The sequence below is a fragment of the Flavobacterium xylosi genome (genome assembly GCF_042787345.1).
In the GTDB taxonomy this organism is placed as follows: Bacteria; Bacteroidota; Bacteroidia; order Flavobacteriales; family Flavobacteriaceae; genus Flavobacterium; species Flavobacterium xylosi.
Map to the genome: position 1 here is coordinate 326,328 of NZ_JBHZPZ010000001.1, position 18,983 is coordinate 345,310.

Annotated in this window: 19 protein-coding genes; 5 read left to right on the forward strand and 14 right to left on the reverse strand. The window is 33.8% G+C overall.

The genetic code is table 11. The features are described 5' to 3' along the window. The first annotated feature begins 189 nt into the window (after window positions 1–189). The 3 genes from ACFX5E_RS01450 to ACFX5E_RS01460 all read left to right on the forward strand — a co-directional run bounded on the left by ACFX5E_RS01450 (window position 190) and on the right by ACFX5E_RS01460 (window position 2,084). Window positions 190–618, forward strand: a complete 429-nt coding sequence (locus tag ACFX5E_RS01450) for a hypothetical protein (protein WP_379853389.1) — start codon at window positions 190–192, stop codon at window positions 616–618. A gap of 333 nt (window positions 619–951) precedes the next feature. Next, a complete protein-coding gene (locus ACFX5E_RS01455) occupies window positions 952–1,455 on the forward strand; it encodes an RNA polymerase sigma factor (RefSeq protein WP_379853390.1) in 504 nt (167 codons plus the stop codon). Continuing rightward, window positions 1,452–2,084: a hypothetical protein gene (locus ACFX5E_RS01460; RefSeq protein WP_379853391.1), complete on the forward strand. Its 633-nt coding sequence runs from the start codon at window positions 1,452–1,454 to the stop codon at window positions 2,082–2,084. Before ACFX5E_RS01455 ends, ACFX5E_RS01460 begins: the two co-directional genes overlap by 4 nt. A 41-nt stretch (window positions 2,085–2,125) precedes the next feature. Here ACFX5E_RS01460 and ACFX5E_RS01465 read toward each other — a convergent pair whose 3' ends face one another. Together ACFX5E_RS01465 and ACFX5E_RS01470 are read right to left on the reverse strand one after the other, a co-directional pair. After that, on the reverse strand, window positions 2,126–2,935 hold the full coding sequence (locus tag ACFX5E_RS01465) for a lysophospholipid acyltransferase family protein (protein WP_379853392.1): 810 nt from the start codon (window positions 2,933–2,935) through the stop codon (window positions 2,126–2,128). Window positions 2,936–3,028: 93 nt separating this feature from the next. Beyond that, window positions 3,029–3,673 carry an NUDIX hydrolase gene (locus ACFX5E_RS01470; RefSeq protein WP_379853393.1) on the reverse strand — a complete coding sequence of 215 codons (645 nt, stop codon included), beginning with the start codon at window positions 3,671–3,673 and terminating at the stop codon, window positions 3,029–3,031. 91 nt (window positions 3,674–3,764) lie between these two features. Between ACFX5E_RS01470 and ACFX5E_RS01475 the strand changes: the two genes are divergently transcribed. Further along, the gene (locus ACFX5E_RS01475) at window positions 3,765–4,199 is read left to right on the forward strand and encodes a DUF4268 domain-containing protein (protein ID WP_379853394.1); all 435 of its coding nucleotides are present in this window, start codon (window positions 3,765–3,767) and stop codon (window positions 4,197–4,199) included. Between the two features lie 56 nt (window positions 4,200–4,255). Here ACFX5E_RS01475 and ACFX5E_RS01480 read toward each other — a convergent pair whose 3' ends face one another. From ACFX5E_RS01480 to guaA, 11 genes are all read right to left on the reverse strand, one after another. After that, window positions 4,256–4,666, reverse strand: a complete 411-nt coding sequence (locus ACFX5E_RS01480; protein ID WP_379853395.1) for a hypothetical protein — start codon at window positions 4,664–4,666, stop codon at window positions 4,256–4,258. 10 nt (window positions 4,667–4,676) lie between these two features. Continuing rightward, window positions 4,677–5,621 carry an NAD(P)H-dependent flavin oxidoreductase gene (locus tag ACFX5E_RS01485; protein WP_379853396.1) on the reverse strand — a complete coding sequence of 315 codons (945 nt, stop codon included), beginning with the start codon at window positions 5,619–5,621 and terminating at the stop codon, window positions 4,677–4,679. 15 nt (window positions 5,622–5,636) lie between these two features. Further along, a complete protein-coding gene (locus ACFX5E_RS01490; RefSeq protein WP_379853397.1) occupies window positions 5,637–7,247 on the reverse strand; it encodes a S8 family peptidase in 1,611 nt (536 codons plus the stop codon). A gap of 133 nt (window positions 7,248–7,380) precedes the next feature. Continuing rightward, window positions 7,381–8,568: a tRNA 2-thiouridine(34) synthase MnmA gene (gene mnmA, locus ACFX5E_RS01495; RefSeq protein WP_379853398.1), complete on the reverse strand. Its 1,188-nt coding sequence runs from the start codon at window positions 8,566–8,568 to the stop codon at window positions 7,381–7,383. 60 nt (window positions 8,569–8,628) lie between these two features. Continuing rightward, the gene (locus ACFX5E_RS01500) at window positions 8,629–9,342 is read right to left on the reverse strand and encodes a toxin-antitoxin system YwqK family antitoxin (protein ID WP_379853399.1); all 714 of its coding nucleotides are present in this window, start codon (window positions 9,340–9,342) and stop codon (window positions 8,629–8,631) included. A 178-nt stretch (window positions 9,343–9,520) separates the two neighbouring features. Then, window positions 9,521–11,425, reverse strand: a complete 1,905-nt coding sequence (gene yidC, locus ACFX5E_RS01505; RefSeq protein WP_379853400.1) for a membrane protein insertase YidC — start codon at window positions 11,423–11,425, stop codon at window positions 9,521–9,523. 65 nt (window positions 11,426–11,490) lie between these two features. Then, the gene (locus ACFX5E_RS01510; RefSeq protein ID WP_379853401.1) at window positions 11,491–13,104 is read right to left on the reverse strand and encodes a CTP synthase; all 1,614 of its coding nucleotides are present in this window, start codon (window positions 13,102–13,104) and stop codon (window positions 11,491–11,493) included. Between the two features lie 81 nt (window positions 13,105–13,185). Beyond that, window positions 13,186–13,419 (reverse strand): DUF3820 family protein, encoded by a 234-nt coding sequence (locus ACFX5E_RS01515; RefSeq protein ID WP_379853402.1) that lies wholly within the window; start codon window positions 13,417–13,419, stop codon window positions 13,186–13,188. Between the two features lie 78 nt (window positions 13,420–13,497). Beyond that, on the reverse strand, window positions 13,498–13,899 hold the full coding sequence (locus tag ACFX5E_RS01520) for an OsmC family protein (RefSeq protein ID WP_379853403.1): 402 nt from the start codon (window positions 13,897–13,899) through the stop codon (window positions 13,498–13,500). Then, window positions 13,899–15,863: a LysM peptidoglycan-binding domain-containing protein gene (locus tag ACFX5E_RS01525; protein WP_379853404.1), complete on the reverse strand. Its 1,965-nt coding sequence runs from the start codon at window positions 15,861–15,863 to the stop codon at window positions 13,899–13,901. The genes ACFX5E_RS01520 and ACFX5E_RS01525 overlap by 1 nt, the downstream gene beginning before the upstream one ends. 132 nt (window positions 15,864–15,995) lie before the next feature. Beyond that, complete coding sequence (guaA, locus tag ACFX5E_RS01530; protein ID WP_379853405.1) at window positions 15,996–17,525, reverse strand: glutamine-hydrolyzing GMP synthase; 1,530 nt, start codon at window positions 17,523–17,525, stop codon at window positions 15,996–15,998. Window positions 17,526–17,732: 207 nt separating this feature from the next. Here guaA and ACFX5E_RS01535 point away from each other — a divergent pair, with 207 nt between their 5' ends. Continuing rightward, window positions 17,733–18,260 (forward strand): hypothetical protein, encoded by a 528-nt coding sequence (locus tag ACFX5E_RS01535; RefSeq protein ID WP_379853406.1) that lies wholly within the window; start codon window positions 17,733–17,735, stop codon window positions 18,258–18,260. Window positions 18,261–18,336: 76 nt separating this feature from the next. On the opposite strand, the gene ACFX5E_RS01540 is transcribed toward ACFX5E_RS01535, so the two are convergent. After that, window positions 18,337–18,954, reverse strand: coding sequence for a hypothetical protein (locus ACFX5E_RS01540; RefSeq protein ID WP_379853407.1), 618 nt, complete (start codon window positions 18,952–18,954; stop codon window positions 18,337–18,339). Window positions 18,955–18,983 lie beyond the last annotated feature (29 nt).

The window sequence follows — 18,983 nt, forward strand, 5'->3', positions numbered from 1 at the left end:
ATAATCTAATGTAAAACGAAGTTAATAAAGATATTAGTAAAAAGACTTCACTCACTTTAAATATTTAAATAAAAAAAAGTACCGCTACATTAATGCACTGAAAAAAAATAAGATTTTATTTGTTATTATATTTTTTTTGTTAGTATTTTGCGTACAATAATTAATTTAAAAAACATAAATGTTTAATATATGAAAAACAGAATTTCAATTGCCGCGGTATCTTTATCAATGTTAATGTTGTTAAACAGCTGTGGTGTCATGTTTGGCGGAAGCAGATATGAGGGAACAATCATTGCTAATGGGCATCCAAACGCTCAAATTTATGTGGACGGTCAAAAGATGGGTAACGGACAAGTAACTTCATTATTTCCAAGAAACAAATCATTAAATGTAGAATTGAAAGAAGACGGTTGTGATGCTAAACAACAAACATTTAATAACGCTTTTAGAACAGGTAATTTTATCCTTAGTGTTGTCTCATTTGGTATATTAGGGATTGGAGTAGATTTAGGAACTGGAGCAGCATACAAACCAGACCACAAAAACAATCCTGCAGTTCACAAAGTTACTGATAAAAAGTATACTTTTAATGTAGATTATTCTGATTGCAAAAAATAATCAATAATACTTTGTAAAAAAGTCCTTTATGAAATTTTCATAAAGGACTTTTTTTTTAATAAAAAGTGAATATGTTACATTCCTTTTTTGAAAAAAGTTATTAGAAAATACTAAAGGTGTAAACTAGCCCCGATGGAAATGGAAATCCCATTCCGACTCGTTCTCAAACGAGTTGGGATGGATTGAAAGGTACAGCGGGACGAGTATTAATTATGGATTGAAGAGTTTCTGCTCCTGATTGATTTGCCGTGTACCTCGCAATGATAAATTTGAGAATTACTATTTTATTGTTTAATTTGTAACAAAATCCACTTTTGGATTACTAATATACATATGAGTGACCATCTAGAACAGTCTTTTGTTAAGCAGTTGCAGGAAAATCAGAATATAATCCACAAGATTTGTAGGTTGTATACTAATGGTGATGATGCACACAAGGACTTGTTCCAGGAAATCACGATTCAGTTGTGGAAAGCGTTCCCTAAATTTAGAGGAGACAGCAAGTTTTCTACTTGGGCCTACCGTGTGGCATTGAACACGGCAATCACTTTATATAGAAAAAGTAAGCGCTCAATTGCAACAGTTGAGTTTGAAGGACGTCAGCATTTTTTGAATGACGTGGAGTATAATTATGAAGAAGAGGAACAGATTAAGTTAATGTACAAAGCGGTTTACCAATTGAATGATATCGAAAAAGCCTTGATTTTCATGTATCTTGAAGATAAAGATTATCAGGAAATAGCCGAAACATTAGGGATCAGTGAAGTGAATGCCAGGGTAAAAATGAACAGAATAAAAGGGAAATTAAAAAAAATATTAAATCCATTAGGAATATGAAAGAGCTGGATTTATTGAAAAAAGACTGGCAAAAGAACACGGATTCTTTTGAACAAGTATCGGAAATTGAGATTTACAAAATGATACATAAAAAATCATCTTCGATAGTGAAGTGGATTTTGATTATTAGCATTTTGGAGGTTTTACTATGGACTGCACTAAGTTTGTTTTTTAATTCGGATGATTATTTGAAGAAGTTGCATCATGAAGAATTGATATCCTACCTGAAATTATTAACGTATTTTAATTATGGTGTAATATTGACTTTTATTTATCTGTTTTATAAAAACTATCTCAGCATTTCCACAACTGACTCCACTAAGCAGTTAATGCAGGATATATTGAAAACACGTAAAACGGTGCAATTTTATGTTTGGTACAATCTTGGAATGATTGTTTTAAGTTTTATTATAGGCTTCATAATTGCCTTTAGTTACAGCCCGGAAATAGGTTCTTTAAGGGATAAAATCTTTAACGACACGAAAGTGATGGCAATAATATTTGGAGTTTTATTCTTGACTGTCGCTGTATTCTTTGGTGCATTTTGGTTATTCTATCGATTATTGTATGGAATTCTACTCCGCAGGTTGTATGCAAATTATAAAGAATTAAAAAAAATAGATTTATAGTTTTACAAAAAAAAAGAGTTCACTAATGAACTCTTTTTTTTTTAATATTCCCAGCGACGAAGTTTGTTTAGCTTCTCTTGTTCTTCTATTTCCTCGCAAGGGATTACTTTTAGGAAAGACGGATGTTGCTCGATAGCATATTCTACTTTTTCAACAATTTCATCGATGGTATCATTATCGTAATCAATTTCTAAAGGTTCTTTGATGATAAACGACTGCAAAATTCCTTTCTTTTTCATGCGAAATCCTTTTTTGTCAAAAGAGCGTCGAAAACCGTCAATAACAATAGGAACAACAATGGGCCTGTGCTGTTTGATGATATGTGCTGTTCCTTTTCGGACTGGCTTGAAAGACTTAGTGGTTCCCTGCGGAAATGTAATTACCCAACCATCTTTAAGTGCTATTTTAATGTTTTCGGTATCATCCGGGTTAATGCCCTTTTTTTCTTGTACATCAACTCCTTTTGCTCGCCAAGTACGTTCTACTGAAATCGCCCCGGCATAAGCCATAATTCGTGGCAATAAACCTGCCTGCATTGTTTCTTTGGCAGCAACGTAATAAATATTCAATTTAGGCTGACACATATAACAAACATTTTTAATGGTATCGTCACGTCCGTTCAAACTGGCATTAAAAACATGGTACATGGCAACGACATCGGCAAAATAGGTTTGGTGATTGGATATAAAAAGAACATTCGTATCAGGTAAATTTCTTATAATCTCAGATCCTTCAATCTGCAATTCATTAAAACCTCGATAGCGTCTATGGGTAATGACTCCAAAAATGCGAATTAACCATTTCTTTATAAATAGTATATGACCAAAAGGATTTCTCTTAAACAATCCCATAAATTTGTGTATTTCTCCGTGAATATGTTTGCAATATTACGAAATTTATTTTTGTACTTCCTTACCAAATTCGAATCTAAAATAATAACAAAATCAGGCATTCAAAACATTTTTCAAAACATCTTTCAATTCGCTCAACATCATGGCCGTAGCTCCCCAAACAATATGCTCTTCAATTTTAAAAGCAGGAACATTAATATCATTTGCGTAGGATGTACTCAGCTTTGTATCAGTAACAATAGCATCACTCAAAAAAACCGTCAAAGGCAATTCGATGATGTTTGCAACCTCTTTAGGATCTGGGATGAAAACAATTTCTTCCTTGCTGATTGCTAAAAAAGGATGCACCATAAAATCACTTGGGGGAATATACATAGGAGTAAAAGTCTTGATAATTTCCATACTATTGGGATGAATACCTACTTCTTCATGGGTTTCCCGTAGGGCAGTATTTTCAAAAATTTCATCTTGAGTTTCATATTTGCCTCCGGGAAATGCAATTTGAGCAGAATGTACTCCCTTATACGAATTTCGGACAATAAGTACCAAATGTGTTATTCCGTTTTTTGGATAAAACAACATCATAACGGCAGCAATTTTTGGTTTTTTTATTCTAATATCAAAATTTTTCAAACTTTCAATTCGCTCCAATGGTGCCATTTTGATATGGGAGACTTCGGCAGGAAGCTCTGCTATCATTAATTTTGGAACATATTCTAAAAATTCTTGAAAATCCATAATCAAAGTCTATTTTTGCACTATAAAAGATAATATAAATATAGTTTAGAAAATAAGGTAAAGCAAATTTTCTAAATTAAAAGCCACTAAAATGTATAGTAAAGAAGAAACTCAAAAATTAAAGCGAGAATTCTGGGTGACATTCGCAGATAAATATCCTAGAAAATGGGTGCTTTATGATACAAAAATTAAAGATTTTTCTTTTAAATTTTATGTTGACAATAAAAAAGCACTGGTGCTAATTGATATTGAACATCGAAATGATGAAAAACGAATTGCTTATTTTGAAAAAATAGAAGAACTCAAAAATATTATCGAAGAAGAGTTTATCAAAGATTTAGTATTTGAAAAAGAATTCATTCTTGAAAATGGTAAAACGATTAGCCGAATTTGGGTTGAAAAATTAGAAGTCAGCGTTAGCAATCGAAAATATTGGGATGAGATATTTGAATTTTATAACGAAAAGATGAATTCTTTAGAGCTGTTTTACAAAGAGTATGATGAGTTTATTAAGGGTATTGATTAATTCTTTTAGAATTGTCATTAAATAAAAAAAGTCACTGGTAGTGACTTTTTCTATTATTACATGTTGAAAATATTATAAACTATAATCCTATTCTCATAATTGACATACAGTTGCTTCCTATTATCCTGTTTCTTTCTGGTAATAATTGAAATTGTGCAATCCTCTCCGTTATTATCTTTGCAGGTAAATGAATAAACGATGTCGGAATCATTTTCTTCAGTTGCCTGATAATCGATAATTTCAAACAATTGAATGGCTTGGGAGTATATTACAATTCGATTTTTAGTAGTATCTAATGTGACCAAAATATTGACCAAACCCAAATCAGACCACTTCCCCCACTTGCCTTTTTCATTTTTTTCTAAAACACTAAAACCTGATGTTTTAAATTTATAATTCTGACTATAAGACTGCTGCAATCCTAAACCCAAAAAAAGCAGTATAATATATATTTTTGTTTTAGTCATTGTGTATCAATTAAAAATCGAATTTAGTTACTTCTTTTCTAGCGTCTTCAAAATCATTCATCATTTCTAAAAGTATTGCTGCAGCTGGTTTTATTTCATGAATTAATCCCGCAACCTGGCCAATTTCTAATTCTCCTTCGATTAAATCGCCTTCAAACATCCCTTTTTTTGCTCTTGCTCTGCCTAAAAATTGAGCTAATTCTTCTGTTGTTGGACATCTTTCGTACAATTCCTGAAGATCCTGATAAAATTTATTTTTAATCAATCGAACGGGCGCCAATTCTTTTAAAGTCAATTGCGTATCGCCTTCTTTAACCGTTATGATCGTCTTCTTAAAATTTTCATGTGCTGAAGATTCTACCGAAGCTGCAAATCTACTCCCTACCTGAACGCCATCAGCACCTAAAACCATTGCTGCTAACATTCCGCGACCAGTGGCAATACCTCCGGCAGCGATCAAAGGAATCTTGATATGTTCTTTTACCATTGGAATCAATGTAAAAGTGGTTGTTTCATCTCGTCCGTTGTGTCCTCCAGCTTCAAATCCTTCAGCAACAATTGCATCAACACCCGCGGCTTCTGCTTTTAATGCAAAAACAGAACTACTAACCACATGCACAACTGTTATGCCATTTTCTTTCAAAAAAGAAGTCCACGTTTTTGGATTTCCAGCCGATGTAAAAACTATTTTAACTCCTTCATCGACTATAATTTTCATTATTTCTTCGACATTGGGATATAGCATTGGGACATTAACACCAAAAGGTTTTGTAGTTGCTTTTTTGCATTTTTGAATATGCTCCCTTAAAACTTCGGGATACATCGAACCTGCACCTATTATACCTAAACCACCCGCATTACTAACTGCACTTGCTAATTTATAACCGCTATTCCAAATCATTCCGGCTTGGATAACAGGATATTTAATTTTGAAGAGCTCTGTAATTCTATTCATTTGTCTAATTGTAGGTTATTGTTTTATTATTTTTCCGGTTTTAGAAAAAACACCCGATTCTAATTTATAAACATAGATTCCTTTTTCAAGTGATTTCAAAGAAATATTTGATGTCTGGCTTGTAATATCATTATCTGATATTTTTTGACCCAAAATATTATAAATTAAAAATAATCCTTTATCATGGCCCGCTGGTAAAGAAATCGATACAGAATCATTTACTGGATTTGGATAAAGTACAAAATCATTTTTCGAAAAAGCATTAACTGAAAGTGTCAAGGCCTGACTAAAATTTGGAATACCATAACCATATTGATTGTTAGGCGTTGCGTATCTATCTCCTGATTTAATAACTAAGTCTCTGATTTCCTTATTGGTTTTAAGTGGAAAAGCCTGCCACAAACAAGCAATCATTCCTGCCATAATTGGACTTGAAAATGAAGTTCCGTTTGCTGTCACAATATTTCCAAATGCATCAGAGACAATATCTGATTGCCCCTGTGCCATAACATCCGGTTTTGTTCTATTGTCACTTGAAGGTCCTATTGAACTAAATGAAGCCAATGATTTTGAAGAGTTTACGGCTCCCACAGCAATTACAGAAACTGCATCGGCCGGTACTGCAATATGTGGATCTGAGGAACTCCCTGAATTACCCGCTGCCGAAACTATAATCATCCCCCTGCTAAACGCAATTTCAGCTCCTCGCGACAAATAAGTAGTGGTACCATTCATTTCACTATAGGTATGACTATAAGCAGTATTATCGTATTCAAAATAACCTAATGAGGTATTTATGATATCCACTCCTAAACTATCAGCTTTTTCTGCGGCTTCCAACCAAAGTGATTCCTCCACCGGGTTTTCAGAAGTATCATCTTCTGTAATGAATAAATAGTAAGAAGCATCCGGTGCAGTTCCTACCAATGAACCTTCTTTATAACCACCCATTGCTGACAGCACTGATGTTCCGTGCGAAACTCCGCCATAAAAGTCATCCTTCCGTAACACAAAATTATAGCCTCCCAGAATTTGTTTGTTATCTCTTAACCTTTGAAAAGGCTGTATGGTATTCACTCCCGGAAAACCGGCGTCTAAAACGGCTATTATTTTACCTAAACCTGTATAATTCTGCTGGTGTAATACCTGACCGTTGAGCATTTGGATTTGATTAGCCGAAGTTCCATAAGCATAATCAATTTTAGTTTTCTTACTCTTATCTGACTTTCTAATTTTTTGAGACTTCGCAATTTTTCCAGCTGCATTGAGCAATTTATCCGCAAAATCTATTTTTTCGACAAACGATAATGTTTTTAATGAATTTATTACGGATTGACTTCCCCGAACATGAATGCTATTCAACCATTTTGATTGGGCCATAACAGAAATACCCACAATAGTTTTAACCTGGTTTATGTACGACTGCTCAATAGGAATATCTTTAGAATCTATTGGTATATTTTGATTGGTTCTTCTATCCAAAGCTTTTTGTGAAAGCATTTTAAGAGGGGTGTCCAAATACAATTGAGCATTGGGTTTTGCATTAAAGTAAACCCAAGCATCTTGTACTTGAGAAAAAACAGTAGCACTGGTAAATAGTAAAAAAAATATACAGAGTTTTTTCATAGTTAATTTGTTTATTGCTTCCAAAAAAGAAACTTTAGTTTTTTCAAATGAACTCTACTATTTAGAATCCGTGATATGATTTTAATTTGAGAAAGCTATATAATTTATTGGTATTCAAAAATAAAGCACTAAACTAAGAAATAACTCCGGAACCAACTAATTCATCGGCTAAATACCATGCAACAAACTGTCCTTCGGTTATAGCAGATTGTGGTTCTTCAAAGGAAACATACATTCCGTTTTCAAACTGATGCAAAGTGGCTTTTTGCAAAGGTTGTCTGTACCGAATTCTTGCCATCACATCCATTGTTTCGCCATTGGCTAAGGCCAAATCCGTTCGGATCCAATGTACTTCGGATTTTTCAACAAACAATGCTTTTTTAAACAATCCCGGATGTTGACTGCTTAATCCAGTATAAATCGTATTGGTGGTAACATTTGTGGAAATTATAAACAAAGGATCCGTTGTACCTCCTACATTTAAACCTTTTCGCTGACCTGTTGTAAAATAATGAGCCCCTTGATGCTTTCCTACTACTTTTCCCATTTCTGGATTGTAGTCAATCTTTTTCGCCTCAAGCACTAATTCTTCTTCAATAGACATTCCTTGTGGAATATCTAAATTGTAAACAGGACTATTTTTATCGATTTGAATAATTAATCCATCTTTAGGTTGCAATTTTTGTTGTAAAAATTCAGGCAAACGTACTTTTCCAATGAAACATAGTCCTTGAGAATCTTTCTTTTCGGCAGTAACTAATTCCATTTGAGCCGCAATTTCACGAACTTCAGGTTTTGTTAATTCGCCAATTGGAAACAAAGATTTTGCCAATTGCTCTTGGGATAACTGACAAAGAAAATAAGACTGATCTTTGTTATTATCTGCTCCGGCTAATAATTGATAAACGGGTTCTCCTTCTATTTGGATTTCACTTTTTTTGCAATAATGACCTGTTGCCACGTAATCGGCACCAAGACTCATTGCAATTTTCATAAAAACATCAAATTTTATTTCGCGATTACAAAGCACATCTGGATTTGGAGTACGCCCTTTTTCATATTCGCTAAACATATAATCAACGATTTTCTCTTGGTATTGTTCGCTTAAATCCACCGTTTGAAAAGGAATTCCTAATTTTTCGGCTACTAAAAGTGCATCATTACTATCTTCCAGCCATGGGCATTCGTTAGAAATAGTCACCGAATCATCATGCCAATTTTTCATAAAGAGACCTATAACCTCATATCCTTGCTGTTGCAATAAATAGGCAGCAACACTTGAATCTACACCTCCAGAAAGTCCTACAACAACACGCTTCATCTTCAAAAAATTATAATTTTATAAGGGTGCAAAGTTACAAAAGATTTATTAAGTCTAAAGTTAATTATTTTTGGATTTTGTTGCATTTTCAGGGTTACTCATATTGACTGTTTTGACTGGCTTTCCTTTTTCGAAAAACTGCCAAACACCTGATTTTTTTCCATTTACAAATTGACCTTTTGAAACAACATTCCCATCTGTATCTTTGAAAATGGCCAAGCCATTGTAATCGTTTTTCTTGAAAATAGATTCTTCAAGCACAATTCCATTTTCGGTATATTTTTTATAAACCCCTTCTTTCAAATTATTTTTATAATTGATTTGCTCTGCAACTTTACCATTAACATAATAAACACTTCGCAAGCCTTCCAGCTTTCCAAGTTTATAATTTTCAGTTGCCATAATGTTTTTTGAAGCCAGGTGGTAATATTTCCAAGTTCCTTCAAATAATTTATTTACCACTTTGCCTTCACTTACTTTATTTTTATTCTGGTCATAAAATATAGTATAAGCCGAATTGTCTTTGGCATTGAATTCTCTGGTTGCAATTATGGATTTTGCTTTGGTATCATCATAAAAATTGAAAACTCCAAATTCTTTCCCATGTACAAAAGTCCCCTCATATTTTGGTCTTTTTGATTCTTCGTAAAACCCTTTCCACAGTCCATGTTTTTTTCCTTTTTCATCTAATTTGTTGAAATTTGTTTGTGCATGAAGACAAAACACATTCAAAAAAAACAAGACAAATATTCCTTTTTTACAAAATGCTTTCATATGTTGACATTTATTGTTTTTTATCGGTCATATGTAATTCACATATCATCATTAGTGTTTACGACTTAATTTCGATGATGCTCATTTCATAATTACCTTTTTATCTTAACGAATTTGGGTGGCTTAAATTACATCTAAATAAAAAAATCTCGAAATATTTCGAGATTTTTTTATTTTTTTACTTCTTTTTATCTTTTGCTTTTTGAGCTTCAGCTTGTTCCATAACTTCTTGAAGTTTTTGTTGGAACTTACCTTGTTTTTTTGGCTCTTTCAATTTGTTTTGTTGAATTTGTGCATGGATTCGATCGCTGTCAACAATATAGTTTTTAATCACAAACATGATTCCTATCGTAATCAAATTGGAAATAAAGTTATACAAACTCAATCCAGCACCATAGCTATTGAAGAAAATCAACATCATGATTGGCGAAATATAAATCATATATTTCATCATTTTGGCCATATCCGGCATTCCTTCTTGTTGTGGAGCAGCCATTTGTTGATCTCCAGAAGTCATTTTCATATAAAAGAAAATCGCTATTGCAGCCAATATCGGAAACAAACTAATATGGTCTCCATACATAGGAATAGTAAACGGCAATTTCATAACTTCATCAAAGGAAGATAAATCGTCTGCCCAAAGGAAGCTTTTTTGTCTTAATTCGAAAGCGGAAGGGAAAAACTGAAACGAAGCATACATAAAAGGAAGCTGAATCAAGGCTGGAATACATCCTGCCATAGGATTCACTCCTGCTTTATTGTACAATTTCATCGTTTCCTGTTGTTTCTTCATTGGGTCTTTTTTGAATTTATCTCCCAACTCCGTAATTTCAGGTCGCAATACTTTCATTTTGGCCTGAGACAAAAATGATTTGTAGGTAATAGGCGACATCGCGATTTTAATGATAATTGTAAAAATAATTATCGCAATACCATAAGCAATGTAAGAACTTAAGAAACCGAATAATGGAATAAACACAAATTTGTTAATCCATCCGAAAATACCCCAACCTAAAGGAATGATTTTCTCTAAATTTTTATCGTATGCTTTTAACGTTTTATAATCTGATGGTCCAAAATACCAGCTCATTTTATAATCTATTTCACCATTTGTGAAAGCCAAAGGAACATTTGCTTTAAACTGCTTAGTAAAAACCGTGTCTACTTTTTCATCCTTAACTAAATCATTAGATTCTAATTTTGAGGTTTCAAAAGGCGTATTTGTCAATAAGATTGTAGTGAAAAAATGTTGTTTAAAAGCAACATAACTCAATTTTTCAGGTGCTTCTTCTTTGTTTTCTCCTTGAGCGACATAATTATGTTTACCATCCTCATAATCATAAACTATTTCTGCATATCGATTTTCATAGGAAATACTTCTCTCGTTTCTGAAAGTTTTCAAATTCCATTCTAAATCCAAAGGTTTAGCAGTATTCAAAACTTTATTCAAACCTTGTGAACGAAGGTCAAAACCAACCATATATTCGTTTGGTTTCAAAATGTATTTGTATTCCAGAAATTCATTTGCTCCGGCTTTCAATTTCATCGAAAGTATTTGATCCGCTCCTACTTTTGTAAGTGTTGGTTCAAAATATAAATCTTTGGTATTTAAAGTACGATTGTCGCTTGTCAACAATTGTACATTTAAACCGGCGTTGTTATCTTTAATCAATTCTACTAATTGACCTGAACCCTTTTTGAATTTTTCGAAATTTTTCAAAGTTGCTTCAACAATATACCCTCCTTTATTGGCTATTTTTAATTTTACCAATTCATTTTCGATAGTAGTAAAACCCGCTTTAGCAGAAGGAAGCGTAGCTGAATAAGCAAAATTACCAAGTGATTTTTGCAATTGTGCCAGCTGTGTTGAATCCCCGGTAGCGGTAGCGGCAACGGTCGCTGTTGCTACAATTTTATCCGATAATTCTTTGGCTTTAGCCTCTTTGATTACTAATTCTTTTTGCGCTTTTTCTGCTGCAATAGCTTTTTCATCCGGTTTGTTTTGGTACATTATCCAAAGCAAAATTCCAAAAATCAATACAAAACCAATAATCGAATTGAGGTCTAATTTTTTTTCTTTCATTATTATATTTAAAAAAGTTTAATCTATTAGTATCAAGTTTGCTGAATTGTTTCAAAAAACAAGAACTATTTTTTCTTTGCCTGAACGGCAGCTGCAACAAAATCCACAAAAATAGGATGCGGGTTTGCTACCGTACTTTTGTATTCCGGGTGGTATTGTACCCCAATAAAAAATGGATGATCCTCTATCTCTATAATCTCTACCAATCCGGTATCAGGATTTACTCCAGAAGCAATCAATCCTGCATTTTGCAATTGGGCAACATAGTTACTATTGTATTCATAACGATGACGGTGACGTTCTGAAATAGTTTCTTTTCCGTATATTTTATAGGCCAACGAATCTTTTTTGATATCACATTTCCATGCACCAAGACGCATTGTACCCCCTTTATCAGTAACTGTTTTTTGCTCTTCCATAAGGTTTACCACCGGATGAGCCGTGTGTTCATTCATTTCGGTTGAATTAGCATCAGCATAACCCAGCATATTTCTTGAATATTCTATGATTGCCATTTGCATACCCAAACAAATTCCGAAAAACGGTACTTTATTTTCACGAGCATATTGCACTGCTGCAATTTTCCCTTCAATTCCTCTTTCTCCAAAACCTGGAGCAACCAGAATTCCGTCTAAATCAGAAAACTTCTCGTGTATGTTAGTTGCATCAATATGTTCAGAATGGATTGAAATCACATTCACTTTGGTTTCATTTGTTGCCCCTGCATGAATAAATGCTTCCAAAATAGATTTGTAGCAATCCTGCATTTCTACATATTTCCCAACCAAACCGATATTCACGGTATGCTTTGGATTTTTTAATCGGCGTAAAAAAGTATTCCAGTTTTTTAAATCCGGGGCAGCTTTTTTAGGCAAATCTAGTTTTTTCAACGCAACGACATCAAGTCCTTCCTCCAGCATTAAATTAGGCACTTCATAAATCGTTGAAGCATCTATAGATTGTATAACGGCCTCTCTTTTTACATTACAAAACAAAGCCAATTTATTGCGTAACTCCTCTGAAATTTCATGTTCTGTTCTACAAACCAGAATATCAGCTTTGATACCGCTTTCCATCAACGTTTTCACGGAATGTTGTGTTGGTTTTGTTTTCAACTCACCAGCTGCAGCCAAATAAGGCACTAAAGTAAGGTGAATAACAATACCGTTATGTTCCCCTAATTCCCAAACTAACTGACGAACAGATTCTATATAAGGTAACGATTCTATATCCCCTACAGTTCCTCCAATTTCAGTGATGACAATATCATAATCGCCGGAATTCCCCAGCAACTGCATTCTTTCTTTTATTTCATTGGTGATATGAGGTACAACTTGTACCGTTTTACCAAGAAATTCTCCTCTTCTTTCTTTTTCAATAACCGAAAGATAAATTCGTCCGGTGGTAACATTATTGGCTTGTGAAGTAGGCACATTCAAGAAACGCTCGTAGTGTCCTAAATCTAAATCCGTTTCTGCACCATCATCAGTTACATAACATTCTCCATGTTCATATGGATTTAAAGTACCTGGATCGACATTAATATACGGGTCAAACTTTTGGATAGTTGTACGATACCCTCTTGCTTGTAACAATTTTGCCAAAGATGCCGCAATAATCCCTTTTCCTAAAGAAGAAGTCACACCACCTGTAACAAAAATATATTTCGTTTGATTCATTCTGTTGTTATTGTTGTTGTTTGTATTGTAGTTATGTAAAAAACTTGGCAAAAGTACAATTATAAATTGTCAATTTAAAAATTAAATCGGTTTTGGGTACCGTTTTTTTATATTTCGAATTAACTCTTCCAGTCCATTGAGTTTTAATTCGTAAATCAATTGTAGCTGTTCCCCTAACTCCCCTTTTGGAAATCCTTTATTACTATACCAAACCACGTAATATTCTGGCAAATCGATAAGAAACTTGCCTTCATATTTACCGAAAGGCATTTTAGTATGCGCTAGTTTGACGAGTTTTTTTTGGTTTTGATCCATTTTTTTAATAAGGAAGCAAGAGACAAGAACAGGAGAAAATACTCTTTCTTGTTCTTGTCTCTTGCTTCCAGACTTTTTTTATTTCCAGTTGAAAGTAATTTTTTTCTCTATTTCTGTATTCAGACTCATGAAAACGGGACAGGTCATCGCGGTTCTCTCCAGAATAGTGATGTTCTTTTGATCATCTGTTCCTTCCATTTCAAAAGTAACTTCTATAACCCCTATTCGTCTTGGTTCGGCATTCATGATTTTTGTTACTGCAGCGGTAGATCCTTTCAAATCAATATTCATATCACGCGCTTTTATTCCCATAACGGTCATCATACAACTTGCCAAAGCATTGGCAACCGTATCCGTTGGAGAGAAAGCCTCGCCTTTTCCATTATTATCTAAAGGTGCATCCGATATGATTTCATTTCCAGATTGTACATGTATTGATGATGTTCTTAAATCACCTAAGTATGTTACTTTTGATGTCATTATTTAGCTTCTTTTATGGTTAAATCAGTGTCGTAATACAAGATATAAACGCCTTTATTAGTGTATCCTCCGTCTGGTTTTTTATAATATTCGAATTTATTATCTACTTGTTCCGTTGCTGTAGCATCGGCCATTTCCTGATATGTTTTACCTTGTGATAATCGCATCATGGTATCAAAAGTAATATCAAAACCTCGCGTTGCAAAGGTACTAGGGAAAATTTTATTTATTTTTTTGAAGCTGTTTTCAAACTGCAAAGCTTCTGCTGATTCATTATCGCGAGTCATGGATGGATACATCAGTTTTAATTTTGTCAGATTTACAAAATTAATCTCATCCGTGTCTAATGTTTCATTTGGCTCTAAAATAACCAATTGCACTTTATAAGTTGCCATAGCATTCATCATCGTCGCAATAGTTGCTTTTATCATACTGGTATTTCCAGTTTCCATAACCACGTAATTTATTTTGTCTTTAACAAACAAACTCTTCAAATTGTCAGCTGACAAAGTTCCGTTTGCATTTAGAGCTGAGAATCGTACGTCTTTCTGATTTTCTTTAATATACTGTATAACTGATTCCTTCTTCTTATCTACTACCGCTATAATATTGCCCTCTTTTGATCTCATGTAATCAAACATTGCATTTTTAACAGCTGTGATGGTTGGAATGGTTTGGTATAAATTACTAAATGCTTTTCCTATATCTTTTGACAAAGGCGAAATAACAGGAACTTGATTTGCGTTCAATAATTCTGCCGTTTTCTCCACATTACTTTGATAAAAAGGACCAATTATTGCATCCGCATTTTCCAGATTATTTTCCTTGATAATAGCAGCGACGTTTGAAGCATTTTTTGTTTCCTGAGAATCAAAAACACTTACATCAATGGAAAGCCCAAGTTGTTTCGCAGAATCTATAGCGAACATTGCACCCGCATAAAAATCCAAAGTCATATTTAAAAATTTATCCTTTTTCAAGCGCATAGCAGTGGTATTGATCGTATCCCCTTCAATAGTGTTCATATTAAAAGGCATCAGTAATACTACTTTTTTTCGGTCATTGTTCCCGCTTTTTTTAGACAAACTGCTATATGTTTTTTTGCTTTCCTGTGGCATCGCAATAGTTGATGGTACTTTTAGGACCATTCCTTCAGTGGCTCCATAAGCTAAAGTAGGATTTAAAGCAAGTAATTCTTCCTGACGCATCCCAAACATTTTTGATAAACTATAAAGCGTCTCTTTCGATTTTACTTCATAATTCACATAACTGATTGTTGCGACTACTTTTACCGGATTAGGTTTTGCTACTTCTTTTTTCGAATCAATTACAAAAACTTTATCCAGTTTTGGAGCATTTCCTTTAATTATCAATTTATATCCAACAGGCAAATTAGAAACAACTTCTGGGTTTTTTTTCTCTAGTTCTGCAATGGTAATTCCATATTTTTTAGCAATGGAATACTTTGTTTCCTTAGCTAAAACTTCATGATAAACGACGGCTTCTTTTTTTACAATTAAAGGTTTTGCAGTTGCAATTGCAGTCTTCGTAGCGGCATTTGAAGGAATAACCAGCGTTTGTCCTATTTGCAACCCTTCTTTCTCCAGAAAAGGATTCGCTTTTTTTAATGCCTCATCGGAAACTCCATATTTTTTCTTAATGCCAAAAAGCGTTTCTTTAGCAATTACTAAATGGGTTTTTGCTTGTGAATTCGTTTTAGCCGGAGCAACTGTAGTTTTCTTTGCTGAACTTTTTGGAATCAACAAAACACTATTTGGTTTTAAACCACTTTGCGCATCGGGATTTAATTGATAAATATCCTGTGGAGTAACTTTATATTTTTGTGCAATCTGAGTGATTGTTTCCCCTTTTACTACCTTATGTGTCAGGTTTTTTTCCTGTGAGGAAACGCTGAATGTAAAAAACAAACAAGCCATGCAAACTGTAATAAAATACTTCATCATTTTTATTTATAAAAAATTATTCACTTATTAATAACAGAACGGTATCAAATTTTATTCCAAAATCTGATACCGTTTATATAAAGGACATTAAAAAATAATCGCTGCCAAAGAGAAGGAACTCTATTTAAACGTCTATTCCCATTCAATTGTTGCAGGCGGCTTTGAACTAATATCGTAAACGACTCTGTTTACGCCTTTTACCTTATTAATAATATCATTAGACACTTTCATCAAGAAATCATACGGTAAATGAACCCAGTCAGCAGTCATACCATCAGTTGATTCAACAGCGCGAAGTGCAATTACTTTTTCGTAGGTACGCTCATCACCCATAACACCGACACTGTTCACCGGAAGCAAAATAGCTCCCGCTTGCCAAACTTTGTCATACAATCCCCAAGATTTCAAACCTTCGATAAAAACAAAATCTACTTCTTGTAGAATTCTTACTTTTTCAGGAGTAATATCCCCTAAAATTCTAATTGACAATCCAGGACCCGGAAAAGGGTGTCTTCCTAATAATTCTGGATCGATTCCTAATGATGCTCCTACCCTGCGTACTTCATCTTTGAAAAGCATACGAAGCGGCTCCACAATTTTTAATTTCATGTAATCAGGTAACCCTCCTACATTATGGTGCGATTTGATTGTTGCTGAAGGTCCTTTTACAGAAACTGATTCAATAACATCTGGATAAATGGTTCCTTGAGCCAACCATTTTACATCTTCTATAAGGTGTGATTCATCATCAAAAACTTCGATAAATACACGTCCGATAATTTTACGTTTGGTTTCCGGGTCACTTACACCTGCTAATTCAGATAAGAAACGATCTCCGGAATCTACTCCTTTTACGTTCAAACCCATTCCTTTGTATTGATCTAATACATTTTGGAATTCGTTTTTACGAAGTAATCCATTATTTACAAAAATACAATATAAGTTTTTCCCGATTGCCTGATGCAATAAAACTGCCGCTACGGTAGAGTCTACTCCCCCAGAAAGTCCAAGAACCACTTTATCGTCTTGTAATTTCTCTTTTAACTCTGCTACCATTTCTTCAACGAAAGCATTTGGTGTAAAATTCTGAGGAACTTCCGCTATTTTCACCAAAAAGTTTTCCAGCATTTTTGATCCATCCGTAGAGTGAAAAACCTCCGGGTGGTATTGAATCGCATAAGTAGTTTCACCTTCAATTTTATAGGCAGCAAATTCTACATCATGAGTACTTGCCAGTTTTATTCCCTTTGTTGGCAAAGCTTTAATACTATCGCTATGACTCATCCAAACTTGGCTATTCTCTGAAACTCCTTCAAAGAAAATTTCATCTTCCTTTATATACGATAAATTTGCTCTACCATATTCTCTAGTGTTTGAAGCAGCGACTTCACCACCACTAAAGTGGGATAAATATTGTGCGCCGTAACAAACGGCTAACAAAGGTAGTTTCCCTCTAATTTGAGATAAATCAGGATGTGGTGCATCTTCTCCTCTAACAGAAAAAGGGCTTCCTCCAAGAATTACTGCTTTATAAGATGATAAATCACTCGGAAAATGATTGTATGGGAAAATTTCGCAGAATATATTTAATTCGCGAACTCTACGCGCAATAAGCTGTGTATATTGCGATCCGAAATCTAAAATAAGTACGTTGTGTTGCATGCGCAAAAATACTTTTTATATTTTGAATTGAAAAATTGATTTTTGAAAATCTTTAATTTATTTTACGCTTCGGCCGTTTATAATTCCTTTTAATCGTATTAACATGGCAATATTTAAAAACCTAAAGAGTTATTATACCGAATATAGTTATACTTTTGCCCCTTAATTATAACAGAGACAATTTTTTACACTTATAAAATAATTTAAATGAAAACAAAAACGTACGCCCTAATTACCCTAGTAGCCTTATTTATAGCTTCCTGCAGTGTAGTAGATCAACTTTTAACCTTTACCGTTTCCAATCAGACTTCTTTTACTATTGCAAGTGGATTTCCGGTTAATATCGCTTCTGAAATAGTTACGCCCGATGTTACCACAAATTCAAGTGCTGAATTTCAAAATAACAATACTAAAGCAGATTTGGTTAAAGATGCAAAATTGAAAGAATTAAAATTAACCATAACGAATCCAACTGATAAAACATTCAGTTTCTTAAAATCAATCCATTTATATATTTCTACAGATGCGAATGATGAAATAGAACTCGCTTATTTAGATGACATTAAATCTACCAGTAACGTATTAGATTTAAAAGTAACAGATGCCAAACTAGACAAATACATTAAGGCACCAAGTTATAAAATAAGAACAAAAGCAGTAATCCAAGAAACACTAACCAAAGACATAACAATAAAAGCGGATATGAAATTTAGAGTTACAGCTGATCCGTTTTAGTAAAAAAAATATTTTAAATCAAAAACCCGTTGGATTTACATCCAACGGGTTTTTTTAATTCTCTACAAGTATACTTTTATTCTTTTACAAGGATAATAGTCGCTTTAAAACCCGTTCCAAGATTCCACTGACTCGACGAAATCAGCGCCCCTTTATCATCATACACTTGGAATTGTGCCGTATTAGGCCCAGAACTCCCTTGATTCAATGCTTCAAAATCTATCTTGTTAAATCCTTTTTCCAATACTATTTCGAAACCTTTATAATCGCTCTCTAAATCCACTTGGTATTGAATCACTTTGTCATTCAAATATACTCGGATCTGATCGCCATCAACATAAGCGGCATCTCGATAAAGTACCTTGGCCGTAACCGAAGCAGTTTTAAAATCACCTAAATTTTGATTTCTCCTATAAACCGTCCCTTCTTCGTTTTCGACCTTTTTATTGAGTTTGTCTCTATAAACGTCTCCTGGATTAATAAAATCATTTTTAGTCAACATCGAAAAAGCACTAGCCTTCGGCTTTATAAGATCCGGACTTTTAAAAACATTTGGAGTTGTTATAGGAGGAGAAGCCGATTCCGGTGGAATAATTTTTTTAGTTTTTGGAGTTCTATTTATCGGCGCAATCGCCTTAAACTTGTTGGAACTAAACTCACTTTGAGCATAGCCTTTTAGTGTAATACAAATCATTATAAACAACAAAACCTGTTTCATATGCT

Bases quoted from the DNA above. Each gene is read 5' to 3' on its own strand.
- yidC (WP_379853400.1), bottom strand. From the start codon at position 11,425: ATGAAAGAAAAAAAATTAGACCTCAATTCGATTATTGGTTTTGTATTG.
- ACFX5E_RS01450 (WP_379853389.1), top strand. From the start codon at position 190: ATGAAAAACAGAATTTCAATTGCCGCGGTATCTTTATCAATGTTAATG.
- guaA (WP_379853405.1), bottom strand. From the start codon at position 17,525: ATGCAACACAACGTACTTATTTTAGATTTCGGATCGCAATATACACAG.
- ACFX5E_RS01485 (WP_379853396.1), bottom strand. From the start codon at position 5,621: ATGAATAGAATTACAGAGCTCTTCAAAATTAAATATCCTGTTATCCAA.
- ACFX5E_RS01490 (WP_379853397.1), bottom strand. From the start codon at position 7,247: ATGAAAAAACTCTGTATATTTTTTTTACTATTTACCAGTGCTACTGTT.
- ACFX5E_RS01500 (WP_379853399.1), bottom strand. From the start codon at position 9,342: ATGAAAGCATTTTGTAAAAAAGGAATATTTGTCTTGTTTTTTTTGAAT.
- ACFX5E_RS01475 (WP_379853394.1), top strand. From the start codon at position 3,765: ATGTATAGTAAAGAAGAAACTCAAAAATTAAAGCGAGAATTCTGGGTG.
- ACFX5E_RS01540 (WP_379853407.1), bottom strand. From the start codon at position 18,954: ATGATTTGTATTACACTAAAAGGCTATGCTCAAAGTGAGTTTAGTTCC.
- ACFX5E_RS01465 (WP_379853392.1), bottom strand. From the start codon at position 2,935: ATGGGATTGTTTAAGAGAAATCCTTTTGGTCATATACTATTTATAAAG.
- ACFX5E_RS01510 (WP_379853401.1), bottom strand. From the start codon at position 13,104: ATGAATCAAACGAAATATATTTTTGTTACAGGTGGTGTGACTTCTTCT.
- mnmA (WP_379853398.1), bottom strand. From the start codon at position 8,568: ATGAAGCGTGTTGTTGTAGGACTTTCTGGAGGTGTAGATTCAAGTGTT.
- ACFX5E_RS01470 (WP_379853393.1), bottom strand. From the start codon at position 3,673: ATGGATTTTCAAGAATTTTTAGAATATGTTCCAAAATTAATGATAGCA.
- ACFX5E_RS01460 (WP_379853391.1), top strand. From the start codon at position 1,452: ATGAAAGAGCTGGATTTATTGAAAAAAGACTGGCAAAAGAACACGGAT.
- ACFX5E_RS01520 (WP_379853403.1), bottom strand. From the start codon at position 13,899: ATGACATCAAAAGTAACATACTTAGGTGATTTAAGAACATCATCAATA.
- ACFX5E_RS01455 (WP_379853390.1), top strand. From the start codon at position 952: ATGAGTGACCATCTAGAACAGTCTTTTGTTAAGCAGTTGCAGGAAAAT.
- ACFX5E_RS01515 (WP_379853402.1), bottom strand. From the start codon at position 13,419: ATGGATCAAAACCAAAAAAAACTCGTCAAACTAGCGCATACTAAAATG.
- ACFX5E_RS01525 (WP_379853404.1), bottom strand. From the start codon at position 15,863: ATGATGAAGTATTTTATTACAGTTTGCATGGCTTGTTTGTTTTTTACA.
- ACFX5E_RS01535 (WP_379853406.1), top strand. From the start codon at position 17,733: ATGAAAACAAAAACGTACGCCCTAATTACCCTAGTAGCCTTATTTATA.
- ACFX5E_RS01480 (WP_379853395.1), bottom strand. From the start codon at position 4,666: ATGACTAAAACAAAAATATATATTATACTGCTTTTTTTGGGTTTAGGA.